This is a genomic window from Ruminococcus sp. (genome assembly GCF_024691275.1).
Classification (GTDB): Bacteria; Bacillota; Clostridia; order Oscillospirales; family Ruminococcaceae; genus Ruminococcus.
In genome coordinates, this window is record NZ_JAILNU010000112.1 from 58,165 (window position 1) to 73,889 (window position 15,725).

Here is a 15,725-nt window from a genome sequence, read left to right on the forward strand (position 1 = left end):
TTATCCTCCTATAAAACTTTTTAAATACCAATCGCTTTTATCAACATAATAATTTATGCCGTTTTTTTCACACCAGTCAATGATCTTCTTCAAGGAGTATTTATCCTCGAAGATACGATAATCCGTAAGATTCTGTCCGCCGTCATCAACAGTTCCCCAGAACCGGTTCAGAAATTCCTTTTCATCTGTTATACTTTCAAAAAACTTTGCCAGCTTTTTATCGAATGTCTTAGTATAGGCTTTTTCGGCTTCGTTTTTTTCAGTGAACGGAAACGGTATGGGATCTTCTATAAAATCGGCCTCATCACTGTCCTTATCAACGATAAGGTAAGTATATGGATCAAACCAAAACTTTTCAGACTCAGCTCTGACAAGTTTAAAAACTTCATAATCTATTTTCAGTATCATATCATAATGCGAAGTTAAAATAGGGGCGGATAAAATCCGCCCTTCAGTTTATCTTAGCCGTTTACAGCAGCCTGAACGATTGTATTGAAGTCAGCAGCCTTGAGTGAAGCACCGCCGATAAGACCTCCGTCGATATCAGGCTGTGCAAGAAGCTCAGCAGCATTGCCTGCGTTCATAGAACCGCCGTACTGGATAGTTACAGCATCAGCTGTTGCCTGATCGTACTTCTTAGCAAGCTGAGCACGGATAAATGCACATACTTCCTGAGCCTGGTCAGGTGTAGCTGTAAGACCTGTACCGATAGCCCATACAGGCTCGTAAGCAATAACAACGTTCTTAACCTGCTCAGCAGTTACGTCCCAGAGATCAAGCTTGATCTGACGAGCGATAACTTCCTCAGTGATGTTGCACTGACGCTCCCACTTGAGCTCGCCAACGCAAACGATAGGCTTGAGACCGGCATTAAGAGCTGCAAGAGTTCTCTTGTTTACAGTCTCGTCTGTCTCGCCGAAATACTGTCTTCTCTCGCTGTGACCGATAACAACGTACTCAACGCCGAGCTCTGTGAGCATATCAGCAGAAATTTCGCCTGTGAAAGCGCCGCTCTTCTCAAAGTGAACGTTCTCAGCACCAACCTTTACGTTGCTGCCTGCTGTTGTATTGATAGCTGTTTCGAGGTTTGTGAAAGGTACGCAAGCGATAACTTCGATCTTGCCCTCAGCATTAGCTACGAGAGGCTTGATAGCTTCGAGAAGCTCCTTAGCCTCGGGACGAGTCTTGTTCATCTTCCAGTTACCTGCAATGATTGCTTTTCTAAGATTCTTGTTCATTGTAATTAACTCCTTAAATCAGAATTTTATTTCTTCATCATCGTAATAAGGCAGCTTCTTTGGCTCATTATTGCAATTATTATTGCCGTTATTGCAGCCTATTTTTACACCCTTCTTTATAGGCGCGATAAAGAAGCCCACGATGATACCTATGAGGAAGCTGCAAACAGCAAACAGCCAAAATGCTATAGAGCTGTTCTTTATCTCCTCATTTATTTTGCATAGACAATTACATTTCTTCATAACATTATCCCCCTTAGGAAAAAATACGGAATATTCTATCCAAAAAACAGCATGGATTCGATGAGAATAATGAGGGAAGCGATGAAAATACATGAAAAAGCTGCTTCCTTGCTCAATGCGGGTTTAGGAATGAATTCCTTGACAACTGTTGGATCTTTACGTGAAACGTATATCATAGCTTTGTTGCCATATACAGTGAATCCATCTATTTCAGCCGAATATTCTACATTATCATAGTAATACCGCGTTTGATATAACTCAGTATCCTCATTCTGCACAACATCCGCTCTTGTTCTGAACCATTTTCTTCTGGAAGGCGGCAGATTCAGAGTTTTATTGAAAATGCTCCGAAAGCCGAACCATAACATTTTGAATAGAAAAACATTGAAGCAGATCAAGACTATGAGTGTGATAATTAAGCCACAAATATCTTGTATGCCATCAATTTCTTTTATATAGTCTTCAAGCTCTTTCATATTAGCAATCAAGGGCGAATATCTCTATCCGCCCTATTGATTATAAAATTACTTTTCAGCGATAGCTGCAACACCAGGAAGAACCTTACCCTCGAGGTATTCGAGAGAAGCACCGCCGCCTGTTGAGATGTGGCTCATCTTATCAGCAAAGCCGAGCTGGATAGCAGCTGTAGCAGAATCGCCGCCGCCGATGATAGTTGTAGCATCAGCCTGTGCGAGAGCCTCACATACAGCAACTGTACCCTTCTTGAGTGTTGGGTTCTCAAATACGCCCATAGGTCCGTTCCAAACAACTGTCTTAGCAGACTTAGCAGCGTTTGCGAAGATCTCAGCTGTCTTAGGTCCGATATCAAGACCCATCATATCAGCAGGGATCTTGTCAGAGTCAACATACTCTACAGAGATCTCAGCGTCGATAGGATCAGGGAATGAAGGAGCGATAGCTGTATCTACAGGGAGAAGGATCTTCTTGCCGAGCTTCTCAGCCTTAGCAAGCATTTCCTTACAGTAGTCGAGCTTCTCGTCGTCAACGAGTGACTTACCGATAGAACCGCCCTGAGCCTTGATGAATGTATATGCCATACCACCGCCGATGATAAGTGTATCGCACTTCTCAAGGAGGTTAGAGATAACATTGAGCTTGTCAGCTACCTTAGCGCCGCCGAGGATAGCAACGAATGGTCTCTCAGGAACTTCTACTGCATTACCGAGATACTGGATCTCCTTCTGCATGAGGTAACCTACAGCTGTTTCCTTAACGAACTTTGTAACGCCTGCTGTTGAAGCATGAGCTCTGTGAGCTGAACCGAAAGCGTCCATAACGAATACTTCGCCGTCAACGAGATCAGCAAGCTCCTTTGAGAACTCCTCGCCGTTCTTTGTCTCCTCGTTTCCGCGGAAACGTGTATTCTCAAGAACAACGATCTCGCCGTCGCTCATAGCAGCTACAGCCTTCTTTGCGTTTTCGCCGACAACTGTATCATCAGCAGCAAAAGTAACCTTTGTGTTTACGAGCTCACCAAGTCTTGCTGCAGCAGGAGCGAGTGAGAACTTAGCCTCAGGGCCATTCTTTGGCTTGCCGAGGTGTGAGCAAAGAACTACCTTTGCACCATTCTCTACGAGCTTATTGATAGTTGGGAGTGCAGCCTGGATTCTGTTGTCGTTTGTGATAACGCCGTCCTTCATAGGAACGTTGAAATCAACTCTTACGAGAACCTTTCTGCCCTTAACGTTAATGTCTTCTACAGTAACCTTGTTTAAACCTGCCATTGGTATGACATCCTTTCGTAATAAGATACATTGATAGCTGTTGTTATATTATTAACAACGTACAATACTATTTTACACTATTCTGAGAAAATTTGCAAGCGTTTCCGTAATATTTTTCTTTAGAAATCGGAAAATTTTTTGTAAAGTTTTTTATTAGTATGGTATTATGTATTCCGCGTAAGAAAATCCATACTGATATCATAAAATTCATCAGCATTCGTAAGCATTGCAGGATGATCTCCGTTTTCAAAAAGATACATTCTGCCGTTTGGTATTTTTTGAAGCATTTTCGAAAACACCTGTTCGTAGTAATCATCATAAACACTATACATGAAACTATCTTTTTTACTGCCTGTCAGAAGTATATCTGCTTTGATATCACTGAGCGGTCTATGATAGAAATTCGCTGTTTTCTTTTCATGTCTAATAATTGCAGAGGTATCATTGACGACGATCTTTTACCAGTCGTCACCGTGCATATATTCATAAAATCCTCTTGCAGACGGATTTTTCAAGGCGTTTTCTCTGTCAGAAACAAGGCGTTCTACAAACTTTTTATCTGCTTTTTCTCCTTTAAAGCTGTCCGCTATGATCTTTTCAACAAGCTCAGGGACTTCAAGAGCGACATTTAGTGCGGCAATAGCTCCGCCGCTGCTGCCGATAATGTACACATCTTTATACTTTTTATGTCTAAGAAAGGATATGACCTGCTGTGCCTCATAAAACCAGAAATCAGAAGGAAATACATCAAGTCTGTCCGACTTGCCGTGCCCCAGAAAATCAATCAGCACAACTTTAAAGCGGCTGCTGTATTTGTTTGCAAATTCACTGAACATTTTTGACGAAGCTGTATTGCCGTGCAGAAATATCAGCGGCGTACCACTGCCGAACTCTTCATAATATATATTTTTATTACGGAATCTAAAAAAGCTCATGATAGATACTCCTGTAAATCTAACTTATAAACTGATTATACATGATACAATGAACCATGTCAATAAAAAGCCGCAGTATTCCAGGTTGTAACAGAATACTGCGGCTTATTAAATTATAAACTCATCAAGTTATCACTTGAAAACAGCAAGTAAGAAGCCTGCTGCGATTGCAGAGCCGATAACACCTGCAACGTTCGGTCCCATAGCGTGCATGAGAAGGAAGTTTGAAGGATTAGCCTTCTGACCTTCCATCTGAGATACACGGGCAGCCATAGGAACAGCGGATACACCAGCTGAACCGATGAGCGGATTGATCTTTCCGCCTGAGAGCTTGTACATGATCTTGCCGACAAGAAGTCCGCCGATCGTTGAGAAGCAGAATGCTGTAAGACCAAGAACGATGATCTTGATAGTCTCAAGTGAGAGGAATCTCTCAGCAGCTGTTGTAGCGCCTACTGAGATTCCGAGGAATACAGTTACGATGTTCATAAGAGCGTTCTGAACTGTATCGGAAAGTCTCTCTGTAACTCCGCACTCTCTCCAGAGATTGCCGAGCATAAGGCATCCTACGAGAGGAGCTGTTGAAGGGAGAAGAAGGATAACGAACATAGCAACAATGATTGGGAAGATGATCTTCTCTGTCTTTGAAACTACACGAGTCTGCTCCATCTTTACCTCTCTCTCCTTCTTTGTTGTGAGGAGCTTCATAAGAGGCGGCTGGATCATAGGGATAAGAGCCATATAAGAATAAGCTGCTATAGCGATCGGTCCAAGGAGCTCAGGAGCAAGTCTTGTTGTAAGGAAGATAGCTGTAGGACCGTCTGCACCACCGATGATACCGATGGAAGCAGCCTGATTTCCGCTGAATCCGAGACATACAGCTCCGAAGAATGCGAGGAAAACGCCCATCTGAGCAGCAGCTCCGAGGAGGAGGCTCTTAGGATTGGAGATAAGCGGACCGAAGTCTGTCATAGCACCAACACCCATGAATATGAGTGAAGGATAAACGCCTGCCTTAACGCCTATGTAAAGAATGTCAAGGAGTCCTCCGTGAGCCATTATAGCTCCGTAGCTGTGGTAATATTCGCTTGACGGATCAAGGAACTCGTCCCAGAGATCCATGTGATAAAGTGCATCTGTTGAGCCTGCACCGAAGTAAGAAAGGTTTACGAGCAGACAGCCAAATGCGATACCAACGAGAAGGAGCGGTTCAAATTTCTTTTTGATTCCGAGGTAGAGAAGAACACATGATATAAATATCATGATAAGATTCTTCCAGCCCCCGTCAACGAAAAAGCTCTGGAAACCTGAATCGTTCCACAAAGTTTTCAGGGTTTCAAGAATATCCATCTATGTGCCCTCCTTATGCTATTACAACAAGAGGAGCGCCTGTGTCAACTACAGAACCCTTGCTTGTAACGACCTGAGCAACTGTGCCGTCCTTTGGAGCAACTATCTCGTTTTCCATCTTCATAGCTTCGAGGATAACGAGTATCTGACCAGCCTTTACTGTATCACCCTGAGCAACATCGACTCTGATGATATTACCTGGCATTGGAGCTGTAACAGTCTCGCCTGCTGCAAGATTTACAGGAGCAGCAGGAGCGGGAGCAGCCGCCGGTGCAGGTGCTGCTGCTGCAGCAGGAGCAGCAGGAGCTGCCTGAGCGGGTGCAAGTGCCTCATATTCGTCAAGAAGAACAGCCTTTCCGTGTTCGACCTCGACCTCATAAGTTTTACCGTTAAGTGTAACTTTATACTTCATGATTATTTGACCTCCTTGATGGAAATAAAGTGCAGCTCATTGAGCGGCTTCTGCATTTTGTCGGCAACTATAGCCATTATCATTGCAGCTTCCTTATCAGGAACGTCAAAGAGCTTAACGTGACCGGCTGAACCGGGTGCGAGCGGAAGCTCAGTCTTTGCCTCAGGGGATTTTTCGGCAGGTGCAGCCTTCTGAGCTGCTGCCTTAGCTGCATCTGCGGCTGCCTTTTCCTTTGCATCTTTCGACTTGAAGTATGCACCTGTGCAGTAGAGCAGTATCATAAGGATAACAAGTCCTGCAAAAACGACACTGTATCCGAAAACTGCTGTGATAGCAGCATCGCCGATAGACATTTCTTTTACATTTTCAGCAGCGGCAGTAAACAACAGATTATTGAACATACCTCTGCCTCCTTACATTTCTTCGATAGTATATACGGCTTCGTTCTCTTCCTTTGCCTTGCGGTCGTTGAGGAACTTGAGAGTCTGGTCAGGATAGCAGATGTAGCTCATTGCATCTTCCTCGCTGCGGCAGAGATCACCGAGAGCTTCTCTTGCTGCTGCGAACTCCTCACCTGTACGCTTCTGATCCTCGATACGGCAGTCAACTGCTTCGCTGTCGCCGAGTACCTTATCAACGAGCTCCTGGGCGATAGGTGCAGGCGGATTGCCGTACTCACCCTTGATGTAGTTCTTTATTTCCTTGGAAATGTTCTTGTATCTTTCTCCTACAAGTACATTTGTTACAGCCTGGTTGCCGACCATCTGTGAAAGAGGTGTAACCAGCGGAGGATATCCCATGTCAGCTCTTACCTTCGGTATCTCAGCGAGAGCTTCATCGAATCTGTCCATTGCGTGCATATCTGTAAGGTTTGCGATCATATTTGAAAGCATACCGCCCGGAACCTTATAAACGAGTGCCTGAGCATCAGTACCGAGGCTCTTTGGATTGAGCTGACCGTTGTCGATGTACTTCTGCTTGATCGGCTTGAAGTAGTCGTTGACCTTGTTTATAATATCCTCGTTAAGACCTGACTCTATGCCGTATTGCTGAAGAGCATAGAACATTGTCTCTGTTGCAGGCTGTGAAGTACCGCCTGAGAAGCATGATGTAGCTGTATCAATAACATCAATGCCCGACTCGATAGCCTTTGTAAGTGTCATGTAAGCCATACCTGTTGTGCAGTGTGTATGGAGGATGAGTGTCATGTCGCCGATAGCGTCCTTGATTCCCTTGATAAGGTGCTCAGCCTCGTATGGAGACATTGTACCTGCCATATCCTTGAGGCAGATAGTATCAAATCCCATTGTCTTGAGTTCCTTGCACATCTCGATGTACTTGTCAACAGTATGTACAGGGCTCTGAGTGTATGAGATACAGCCTGAAGCGATAGTCTTGGCAGTTGCATACTTCTTTGTAGCATTGAGAGCAGTCTCGATATTTCTGAAATCGTTGAGCGCATCAAAAATACGGATAACATCGATACCGTTCTTGATAGAGAGCTCGATGAACTTCTCAACTACATCGTCATGGTAGTGCTTGTAGCCCAGAAGGTTCTGACCTCTGAGAAGCATCTGGAGTCTGCTGTTAGGAAGGTTCTTTCTGAGATTGCGAAGTCTCTCCCACGGATCTTCGCCGAGATAACGAAGACATGAGTCGAATGTAGCTCCGCCCCAGCATTCAATAGAATAATAACCTGCCTTGTCCATATCGGAGAGGATTCCCTCATAATCCGAATAAGGCAGACGTGTAGCCATCAGTGACTGATTGGCATCACGCAAAACTGTTTCTGTCAGTTGCACTTTTTTCATGTACAAGCCTCCTCAAAAAATAAATCTGCATTGCAGATAAAATATACAGTTTGTTCATCAGAACAGATATGAGCTTTTTTGCTATTCTGCAAAAAAACACCAATCAAAGAAAATTATAACATATTTGTTCTGAAATTACCAGACTTTTTTACAAATTTATATTTATTTTTTATTTTAAACTAAAAGTGGTTTAACCAAATAGAAAGCAGCCGCTCTTTTTAAGAGTGGCTGCTTCTTGTTATTTCATAGTATCTATATACTCTTTTATGGCTTTTTCTGCTTCAATGCACCGCTTTTTGAATTCTGCTGCCGAGATCCTCATAGCTCCGTTGCCGAGAATGATGATCTGCTCAGCTCCGTCAGATGTGGCAACTCGTACCCTGTGCTTCTTTGACAGCTCATGTGTAACTTTCTCTATATAGGTATCGGCTGTCTCCGATTCCTTCGTGTATACTATGTTGATATTGCAGTACTTCTCTATATCGCGGTGTCTGCCCTTGACCTTATAAGCGTCGAAAACGAGTATGAGCTCACAGCCTGCATAGCCCTGATAATTACACATTCTATTAATGAGTTCGCTTCTTGCTGCATCGAGGTTCTCCTCGGCTATTTTTTTCAAGTCGTCCCATGCAAAAATGATATTATAGCCGTCTACCAGAAGATAATCAGGTCCTTCGTACTGAGGGAGTCGTACTTTTTTATCACTCAGCTCGACAGCCCTGGTCTTTTTGAAAGTTCTTACAGGATCACGGTTGAGCTTTCCGTAAGTCATTTCAAATATCTCCATGAGCTCTTCATCGCTCACAGCCTTCTCAATGAATTTTGCAGCTTTGGAACGCTTGCTTTCGAGCGGTTCTTCATATTCAGCGTCATCTTTCAGCGACAGCGGCAAATGCATATGCTCATACACTTCGTTCCATTTGACCACATAACCTGCTCCGTGAGAACAGAACACCGAATCAGCGCTGTTTTCAATGTCTCCGTCACAGTCGTAGGCTATTTCAGCAGTAACTTCTTCTGTTCGGTGACACTCTCTGTAGCCGTCAAGAGCAAGGGATATCCTGCCCTTGCCGTGAGTGTACGCGATGATCTCCGACTGATAGTTGTTTATTTCAGAAACAGGAGCAGTACCATTTATAACTGCCATTTCTCCAATGTTTCTGGGAGTATCGAAATCAGCACACATATGCTGAAGGTCCGAGATAGCTCTTCCGACGTTTTCTGCGGGTATCTCCAGCTCATAACTGTAGTAAGGCTCAAGCAGTATCGGCTCAGCCATGCGAAGTCCCTGACGAATTGCGCGGTACGTTGCCTGTCGGAAGTCCCCGCCTTCTGTGTGTTTAAGATGAGCCTTTCCGCTGACAAGAGTCAGCTTCATATCCGTGATAGGCGAACCTGTAAGAGCTCCGATATGCGTCTTTTCTGTAATATGTGTGAGGATAAGTCTCTGCCAGTTCCTGTCAAGGTCGTCCTCCGAGCATACGGTATCATACTGAAGACCGCTTCCCGCAGGCAGAGGCTCCAGAAGGATATGCACTTCTGCATAATGCTTTAACGGCTCATAGTGACCGACACCTTCAACTGCATTTCTAATCGTTTCTTTGTATGTGACCGCACCGTCAGCGAATGAAACATCATAGTTGAATTTATCGGAAATAAGTTTTTTCAGCACTGCAAGCTGTATGCTTCCCATAAGCTGAACGTGTATCTCGCGGTTTTGTTCATTCCATATGATGTGCAGCTGAGGGTCTTCATCTTCAAGCTGCCGCATATCCTTTAATGCTTCATATACATTCTTATCCGCAGGGAGTATTATCCTATAGGTCATTACAGGTTCAAGGTATGCTTTTTCGGAATTCTTCACGAAGCCGATCCCCTGTCCTGCAAACGAGCCTGTAAGCCCCGTTACCGCACATACTTCTCCTGCTTCGGCAATATCGGCAGTCCTGAATTTTTCGCCCGAGTAAAACCTTATGGAACTTACCTTACATGAGATGTCCTCGCCATTCTGGTTTTTGTAAGTGAGCTCATCACGCATTTTCAGCTGACCGCCTAAGACCTTGATATGAGTAAGCCTGCTGCCCTTCGGGTCATATGATACCTTGTAAACCTTTGCTCCGAATTCATCGGGATATTCCGATGCGGCAGTATAACTGTCCAGTATTTTCAGAAATCCCTCTATGCCTTCAAGCTTCAGTGCTGAACCGAAACAGCACGGAAAAACCTTCCTTGTCTTTATTGCATCTGCAATATCTGCATCGGATAAGGTTCCGTCCGAAAGGAACTTTTCCATAAGCTCCTCGCAGCACATGGCTGTATTCTCACATGTCTCGCTGTGTTCTCCCGAAAAATCAACGAAGTTCCCAGACAGGCGGCTGCGGAGATCATTCACGATATAGCTTTTATCCGCGCCAATAAGGTCCATTTTATTAACAAAGATAAAAACAGGTATCTCATACTTGCTCAGCAGCTTCCACAAGGTCGATGTATGGCTCTGTACGCCGTCAGTTCCGCTGATAACAAGCACAGCGTAGTCAAGGACGCACATCGTTCTCTCTGTTTCTGCTGAAAAGTCAACGTGTCCCGGAGTATCGAGCAGTGTAAAAAAAGTATTTTCTGTTTTGAATTCTGCCTGAGCCGAAAAGATCGTGATACCTCTTTCTCGTTCTATCGAGTTGGTGTCAAGTGCCGAATCGCCGTTGTCAACTCTTCCGAATTTACGTATGCTTCCCGTTTTATACAAAATCGCTTCGGAGAGAGTTGTCTTGCCCGAATCAACGTGAGCTGTTATGCCTATAGTTATTTTCTTCACCCGATCACTCCTTATAATTGATTATAATAATTTTATCATAAAAAAACAGTTTTGTCCATATATATCACACTTTAAAATAAACTGAATATAATATGTATAGGACAAATGAAAGGAACGATAGCATGAGGCGCATCAGACGACACAGAAAACAGCCCAAAAATAAGATATGTATCCTTTTGATCCTCACGGTGACAGTCGTATTGCTGAGTTTGTTCAGAACCGAATGCGCTCTGCGTCCTTATGCTCAGCTTCAGGCTGAACACTTTGCAGAAAAGACAGCCAACGAGATCATAGAGAAAACTGTCTGCGGTTATCTTGAAAAAAACAAATACAAGTATAATGATTTTGCCTGTGTATTGTACGACAGCAGCAGTAAAGCAAGCTCTATCGAAACTCTGCCGTATACAATAAATAAAGTCCAATCAGAGCTGACTCTTCTTATTAACAGGGAGCTTGAACAATCAGGCAAAAAATATACGGATATCCCCTTAGGTACGCTGACGGATTCTTTTTTGCTCACAGGAAAAGGGCCGAAGGTAAGAATAAGAGTTGCACCTATCGGAGTTGCTTCCGTGGAGCTACAAAGCAGATTTGAGGATTCGGGCATAAACCAGACCGTACATAAGATATCAGCTGTGATACGTGTGAAAATGAGCTCATCAACTCCGCTGTATTCATTCGAGGTTGTTTCCAAATTCGAGTTTGTCCTTGCGGAGAGCGTATTGGTAGGCTCTGTACCGAATATAGTTCCTTATATCTTAGAAGGAAGTAAGCCTGCATTACAGTGAATATACCCATACAAAAGTTTTGCCCCGAAGCATTCCAAAATGCTTCGGGGCATTGCATTAACTTACGATCGAATTGCCGACAGAATGATATACAATACAAGGTAATATGCTTTTGCCGACATTATGCAGCGAATGTAATGATAAAATATTGAACTGTTCTTTTATTCATCCTTGTTTTTATTTATTTCCCTCGGCGCATACCCATTTCTGTCCGTCTTTAGTGTGAACTGCAACATTAATGAATCCTGCATTTTCGAGAAGCATACGGAATTCGTCCAACCGCGGATTGTAAAGACTGAATTTTTTTATTCCTTCAATATCTGTCTCATCAAGCTCGGCATCGCCGTTTATATCCGCAACGATAAGAAATTTTCCACCCTTTGCGAGCACTCGGAAGACTTCCCTGAGATTCTCCTGCGGATCGGGCCAGAAATAAAAGCTCTCGACTGTTATTATCTTGTCAAATGCTTCGTTGTCAAAAGGGAGCTTTTCTACAGAAGCTTCGATTATCTTCATCTTTCCGCTTTCGATGTCTGCCTTGTTATGCTCTTTTGACATTTTAACGGATAATTCAGAGTAATCTGCACCTGTGAGCTTCCCTTTCTCAGTCATAACCGACATTCTGCGAAGAGTCTCTCCCCCTCCGCAGCCTATATCCAGCACCCGATCATTCTCTTTAAAGTCAAAAAATTCCAGCGCCCAGCCTGTTACAGCATAATGATGCTCATTCATTCCTTCGAGCATTTCTGCACCTGCTTCGCCATGCGGCTTACGTGGATCTCCCAGTTCTGTTATTGATATTTTTTTATCGGCCATTATTCATTCTCCTTTGCAGCCATTTTGCAACTCCGTTGTCGTTATTGCTCTCAATCACCGCCGAAGCGATATCTTTGAGTTCAGGTGCGGCATTTGCAACTGCATACGCTTCATCAGCACATTCAAACAGGTCTTTGTCGTTGAGCGCGTCGCCGAATACTACAAGCCTGTCGCACTTCAGAAATTCCTTGAGCTGTAGAGCTGCCCGTGATTTTGATGCCTTGAAAGGCATTATCTCCAGCCACTGCTCATTAGAATAGATATCCCGCTGAAAGACACAATGATACGTGTCCTTGTATTTTTCATAAAAAGGCAGCAGCTTTTCGTATTCGTCGATGCAAGTGAGATAGAATATTTCCCCTTTATGAAGATCAGAGACATCTGATGCAGGATTTGTTCTGCTGTCCCCCTTTCTCGACTCGACGAAATCAGCCATTCCGGCTGTTATCTTATCGGTGATAAACGTAAATTTTTCTTCAGCTTCCCTGACTGAGTACACAGTGGGAAAAATCTCTTTTTCTGTCATATCATCTATCACATCGTGGACATCTTTTCCGAAATAATTGGAAATGAGCCTTTCACCGCTTAAAGTATCTATTACAAAAGCTCCGTTATAGACTATAGCGGGGATACTGACAGATATACCGTCTGTCACCTTTCTTGCAGTGTTCCATGAACGAGCTGTGGCATATGAAAATTTCATTCCCGAGCCAACAAGATCGTTTATGACTTTATTTGTATAGTCGGTGGTTTTCTGCTCGCTGTTGAGCAGCGTACCATCAAGGTCAGATAAATAAAGTGTTTTCATACATATCCCCTGAACTTAAATTATATATTTACTTGCTTCCTTTATACTAAGGCTGTTCATTTTGTCCTTGTGTCTGTTAATGAAATCTTTCACCCATTCGGGAGAGGTCTTTGAGAATTCTCTCAGCGCCCAGCCTATAGCCTTGTTTATGAAGAATTCGTCGCTGTCGAAACAGTTACATATTATCTTTTCAAGCAATTCGCAGTCAGTTTTATCCTTGTACGCCAATTGATGCAGAATAGCTGCTCTTCTGACCCAGATATCAGTATCGACAGACCATTCCAGCATGAGCTCTTTGACTTTTGCATCTCTCAGACCAACATCACCAATTACTTTGCAAAGAAAGTCGGTGGTATCCCACCACGCCTTAGTAATGATGTAGCCTCTTATTTCACCGATATCTTTAAAAGATACGTATTTTTTCATTGCAAGGAGATAGTCATAGACAAAATACTGAGTTTCCCTGTATTTATCCTCATAACACTTGTCAAGGAGCTCCCAGTCTATAGCTTTTGTCTTCTTCTCGGATCTGATAAAGTCCTTGAACAGTTCCTTGCGTTCAGGCGCGGCAATTCCGTAAAACTCAAACTTGTTTTTCATGTATTTTGACATAGCTGCCGCATTTTCTGTATTACGATGCTTTTCAAGAATAACTTTTATAAGTGCGAATTTATCCATGCCTTTCTCCTTATAGTCCTTTCAGGCGAATGATGCTAAATTAAGTATACAGCATATAATACGATATGTCAATTAAAAAGCCATAGCATCTGATATCTTCGTTTCAAATGCTATGGCTGATATTCTTGAATTATATTCAGATCAAATGATCCGCTCTATTATTCTACTGTTACGCTCTTTGCAAGATTTCTCGGCTTGTCAACGTCATAGCCCTTTGCAACTGATACATAATATCCGAGGAGCTGGAGTGGGATAACGGAAAGACTTCCTGCAAAGTGAGCGTCTGTCTGTGGGATATATACTGTGAAATCAGCAAGGTCTTCCATACTGTAGTTTCCGTAAGTTGTAAGTCCCATAAGTGAAGCGCCGCGGCTCTTTACCTCGACCATATTGCTTACAGTCTTTTCATAAAGCTCCTGCTGTGTGAGAACGCCTATTACAGGGATACCCTCTTCGATAAGGCTGATAGGACCGTGCTTCAGTTCGCCTGCTGCGTATGCTTCGGAGTGGATATAGCTGATCTCCTTCATCTTGAGGCTTCCCTCAAGACCGATAGCATAATCTATGCCGCGTCCGATAAAGAATGCGTCCTTAGCGCCTGCAAGCTTGTTTGCATACCACTGGATACGCTCTTTATCTTCGAGTATCTTTTCGATCTTTTCAGGTATAGTATTGAGCTCTTCAAGAAGCTCGCCGCACTTCTCCTCGGTCATTTCTCCGCGAGCAACTGCAAACTGCATTGCAAGGAGATAGCCTGCTATGAGCTGAGTGCTGTATGCCTTTGTTGTAGCAACAGATATCTCAGGACCTGCAAGTGTATAGAATACGTTATCTGCCTCTCTTGCAATGGAAGAGCCGACAACATTTACGATTCCGAGTGTCTTTATGCCCTTATCCTTAGCCTCTCTGAGAGCTGCAAGACTGTCAGCTGTCTCGCCGGACTGGCTTATTATAACCACAAGGCTGTCTTTTACAAGTGACATTTTTCTGTATCTGAATTCGGAAGCGAGTTCAACTCTTACAGGTATCGAAGTGAAGTCTTCGATAACATACTGTACTGCCATTCCAACGTGATATGCGCTTCCGCAGGCAACGATATAGATCTGGCTTATCTTCTTCATTTCATCATCTGTGAGTCCGATATCCGAGAAGTCAATCTTGCCGTTCTTGATTACTGAGTTTATTGTATCACGAACTACCTTAGGCTGCTCGTGTATCTCCTTGAGCATAAAGTGCTCGTAGCCGCCCTTTTCAGCTGCTTCAGCGTCCCACTTGATCTCTGTGAGAGGCTTTTCGATCTCCTCACGGTCAATGTTATAGAAAGTGACAGCGCCCTTTACAAGCTTTGCAATTTCCATATTGCCGATATAGTATACATTCCTTGTATATTTAAGTATAGCAGGAACATCGGAAGCTACATATGTTTCGCCGTTTGCGATGCCGATTATCATAGGGCTGTCCTTACGGGCAGTATATATTTCGCCCGGGTAGTCCTTGAACATTACAGCAAGGGCATATGAACCTCTGATCCTTATCATTGCTCTTGCAATGGAATCAACAGGGCCCAGACCGTACTTCTTGAAGTAGTAGTCGATAAGCTTAACAGCTACTTCCGTGTCTGTCTGAGACTTGAATGAGTAGCCGCTCTTGCTGAGCTTTTCGCGGAGCTCCTGATAGTTTTCGATGATACCATTGTGTACAGCAACGACGTTCTCGTCGTCACTTGAATGAGGATGTGCGTTAAGTGCAGAAGGTTCGCCGTGTGTAGCCCAACGGGTGTGACCGATTCCGCAGTCGCCTTTTACTGCGCTTCCGTCATTTGTCATTTCTTTGAGGACTTTGAGTTTTCCCTTTGCCTTGACAACTTCAACGTCCTTTTCGCCGTCACGTACAGCTATTCCTGCTGAATCGTATCCTCTGTATTCAAGCTTTGAAAGACCGTCAAGCAGTATAGGTGCTGCCTGAGTGCTTCCTGTAAAGCCAACTATTCCGCACATAAAATGTTTCCTCCATATATTTATTCTTGATATATACGATAGTCATACGATAGAGATATTATGACACATTACATTTATTATATATCAAATAT

Annotated in this window: 17 protein-coding genes; 1 reads left to right on the forward strand and 16 read right to left on the reverse strand. The window is 43.5% G+C overall.

Going from position 1 to position 15,725, the window contains the following annotated elements:
• The 12 genes from K6G33_RS13975 to K6G33_RS14025 form a co-directional block, all read right to left on the reverse strand.
• The gene (locus K6G33_RS13975; RefSeq protein ID WP_296780656.1) at nt 1–408 is read right to left on the reverse strand and encodes a hypothetical protein; all 408 of its coding nucleotides are present in this window, start codon (nt 406–408) and stop codon (nt 1–3) included.
• 53 nt (nt 409–461) lie between these two features.
• Nucleotides 462–1,238 (reverse strand): triose-phosphate isomerase, encoded by a 777-nt coding sequence (tpiA, locus tag K6G33_RS13980; protein WP_296780657.1) that lies wholly within the window; start codon nt 1,236–1,238, stop codon nt 462–464.
• A gap of 18 nt (nt 1,239–1,256) precedes the next feature.
• A complete protein-coding gene (locus K6G33_RS13985) occupies nt 1,257–1,481 on the reverse strand; it encodes a hypothetical protein (RefSeq protein ID WP_296780660.1) in 225 nt (74 codons plus the stop codon).
• Nucleotides 1,482–1,516: 35 nt separating this feature from the next.
• Nucleotides 1,517–1,957, reverse strand: coding sequence for a hypothetical protein (locus K6G33_RS13990; protein ID WP_296780662.1), 441 nt, complete (start codon nt 1,955–1,957; stop codon nt 1,517–1,519).
• 48 nt (nt 1,958–2,005) lie between these two features.
• Nucleotides 2,006–3,226 (reverse strand): phosphoglycerate kinase, encoded by a 1,221-nt coding sequence (pgk, locus tag K6G33_RS13995; RefSeq protein WP_296780665.1) that lies wholly within the window; start codon nt 3,224–3,226, stop codon nt 2,006–2,008.
• A gap of 164 nt (nt 3,227–3,390) precedes the next feature.
• Nucleotides 3,391–3,513, reverse strand: a complete 123-nt coding sequence (locus tag K6G33_RS15300) for a hypothetical protein (protein WP_367270510.1) — start codon at nt 3,511–3,513, stop codon at nt 3,391–3,393.
• A gap of 171 nt (nt 3,514–3,684) precedes the next feature.
• On the reverse strand, nt 3,685–4,161 hold the full coding sequence (locus K6G33_RS15305) for an alpha/beta fold hydrolase (RefSeq protein WP_367270511.1): 477 nt from the start codon (nt 4,159–4,161) through the stop codon (nt 3,685–3,687).
• 132 nt (nt 4,162–4,293) lie between these two features.
• The gene (locus K6G33_RS14005; protein ID WP_296780666.1) at nt 4,294–5,511 is read right to left on the reverse strand and encodes a sodium ion-translocating decarboxylase subunit beta; all 1,218 of its coding nucleotides are present in this window, start codon (nt 5,509–5,511) and stop codon (nt 4,294–4,296) included.
• Between the two features lie 13 nt (nt 5,512–5,524).
• On the reverse strand, nt 5,525–5,923 hold the full coding sequence (locus tag K6G33_RS14010) for a biotin/lipoyl-containing protein (protein ID WP_296780668.1): 399 nt from the start codon (nt 5,921–5,923) through the stop codon (nt 5,525–5,527).
• A 2-nt stretch (nt 5,924–5,925) separates the two neighbouring features.
• Nucleotides 5,926–6,324, reverse strand: a complete 399-nt coding sequence (locus K6G33_RS14015; protein WP_296780670.1) for an OadG family transporter subunit — start codon at nt 6,322–6,324, stop codon at nt 5,926–5,928.
• Between the two features lie 12 nt (nt 6,325–6,336).
• Nucleotides 6,337–7,734 (reverse strand): pyruvate carboxylase subunit B, encoded by a 1,398-nt coding sequence (locus K6G33_RS14020; RefSeq protein WP_296780672.1) that lies wholly within the window; start codon nt 7,732–7,734, stop codon nt 6,337–6,339.
• Nucleotides 7,735–7,972: 238 nt separating this feature from the next.
• Nucleotides 7,973–10,546: a translation factor GTPase family protein gene (locus K6G33_RS14025; RefSeq protein ID WP_296780673.1), complete on the reverse strand. Its 2,574-nt coding sequence runs from the start codon at nt 10,544–10,546 to the stop codon at nt 7,973–7,975.
• 122 nt (nt 10,547–10,668) lie between these two features.
• Between K6G33_RS14025 and yunB the strand changes: the two genes are divergently transcribed.
• The gene (yunB, locus tag K6G33_RS14030; RefSeq protein ID WP_296780676.1) at nt 10,669–11,334 is read left to right on the forward strand and encodes a sporulation protein YunB; all 666 of its coding nucleotides are present in this window, start codon (nt 10,669–10,671) and stop codon (nt 11,332–11,334) included.
• Nucleotides 11,335–11,511: 177 nt separating this feature from the next.
• On the opposite strand, the gene K6G33_RS14035 is transcribed toward yunB, so the two are convergent.
• From K6G33_RS14035 to glmS, 4 genes are all read right to left on the reverse strand, one after another.
• The gene (locus K6G33_RS14035) at nt 11,512–12,150 is read right to left on the reverse strand and encodes a class I SAM-dependent methyltransferase (RefSeq protein ID WP_296780678.1); all 639 of its coding nucleotides are present in this window, start codon (nt 12,148–12,150) and stop codon (nt 11,512–11,514) included.
• Entirely contained in the window at nt 12,140–12,958 is an 819-nt protein-coding gene (locus K6G33_RS14040) for an HAD-IIB family hydrolase (RefSeq protein ID WP_296780680.1), read from the reverse strand. The genes K6G33_RS14035 and K6G33_RS14040 overlap by 11 nt, the downstream gene beginning before the upstream one ends.
• 15 nt (nt 12,959–12,973) lie before the next feature.
• Entirely contained in the window at nt 12,974–13,636 is a 663-nt protein-coding gene (locus K6G33_RS14045) for a DNA alkylation repair protein (protein ID WP_296780683.1), read from the reverse strand.
• 158 nt (nt 13,637–13,794) lie between these two features.
• A complete protein-coding gene (gene glmS, locus K6G33_RS14050) occupies nt 13,795–15,633 on the reverse strand; it encodes a glutamine--fructose-6-phosphate transaminase (isomerizing) (RefSeq protein WP_296780685.1) in 1,839 nt (612 codons plus the stop codon).
• Nucleotides 15,634–15,725: the final 92 nt, after the last annotated feature.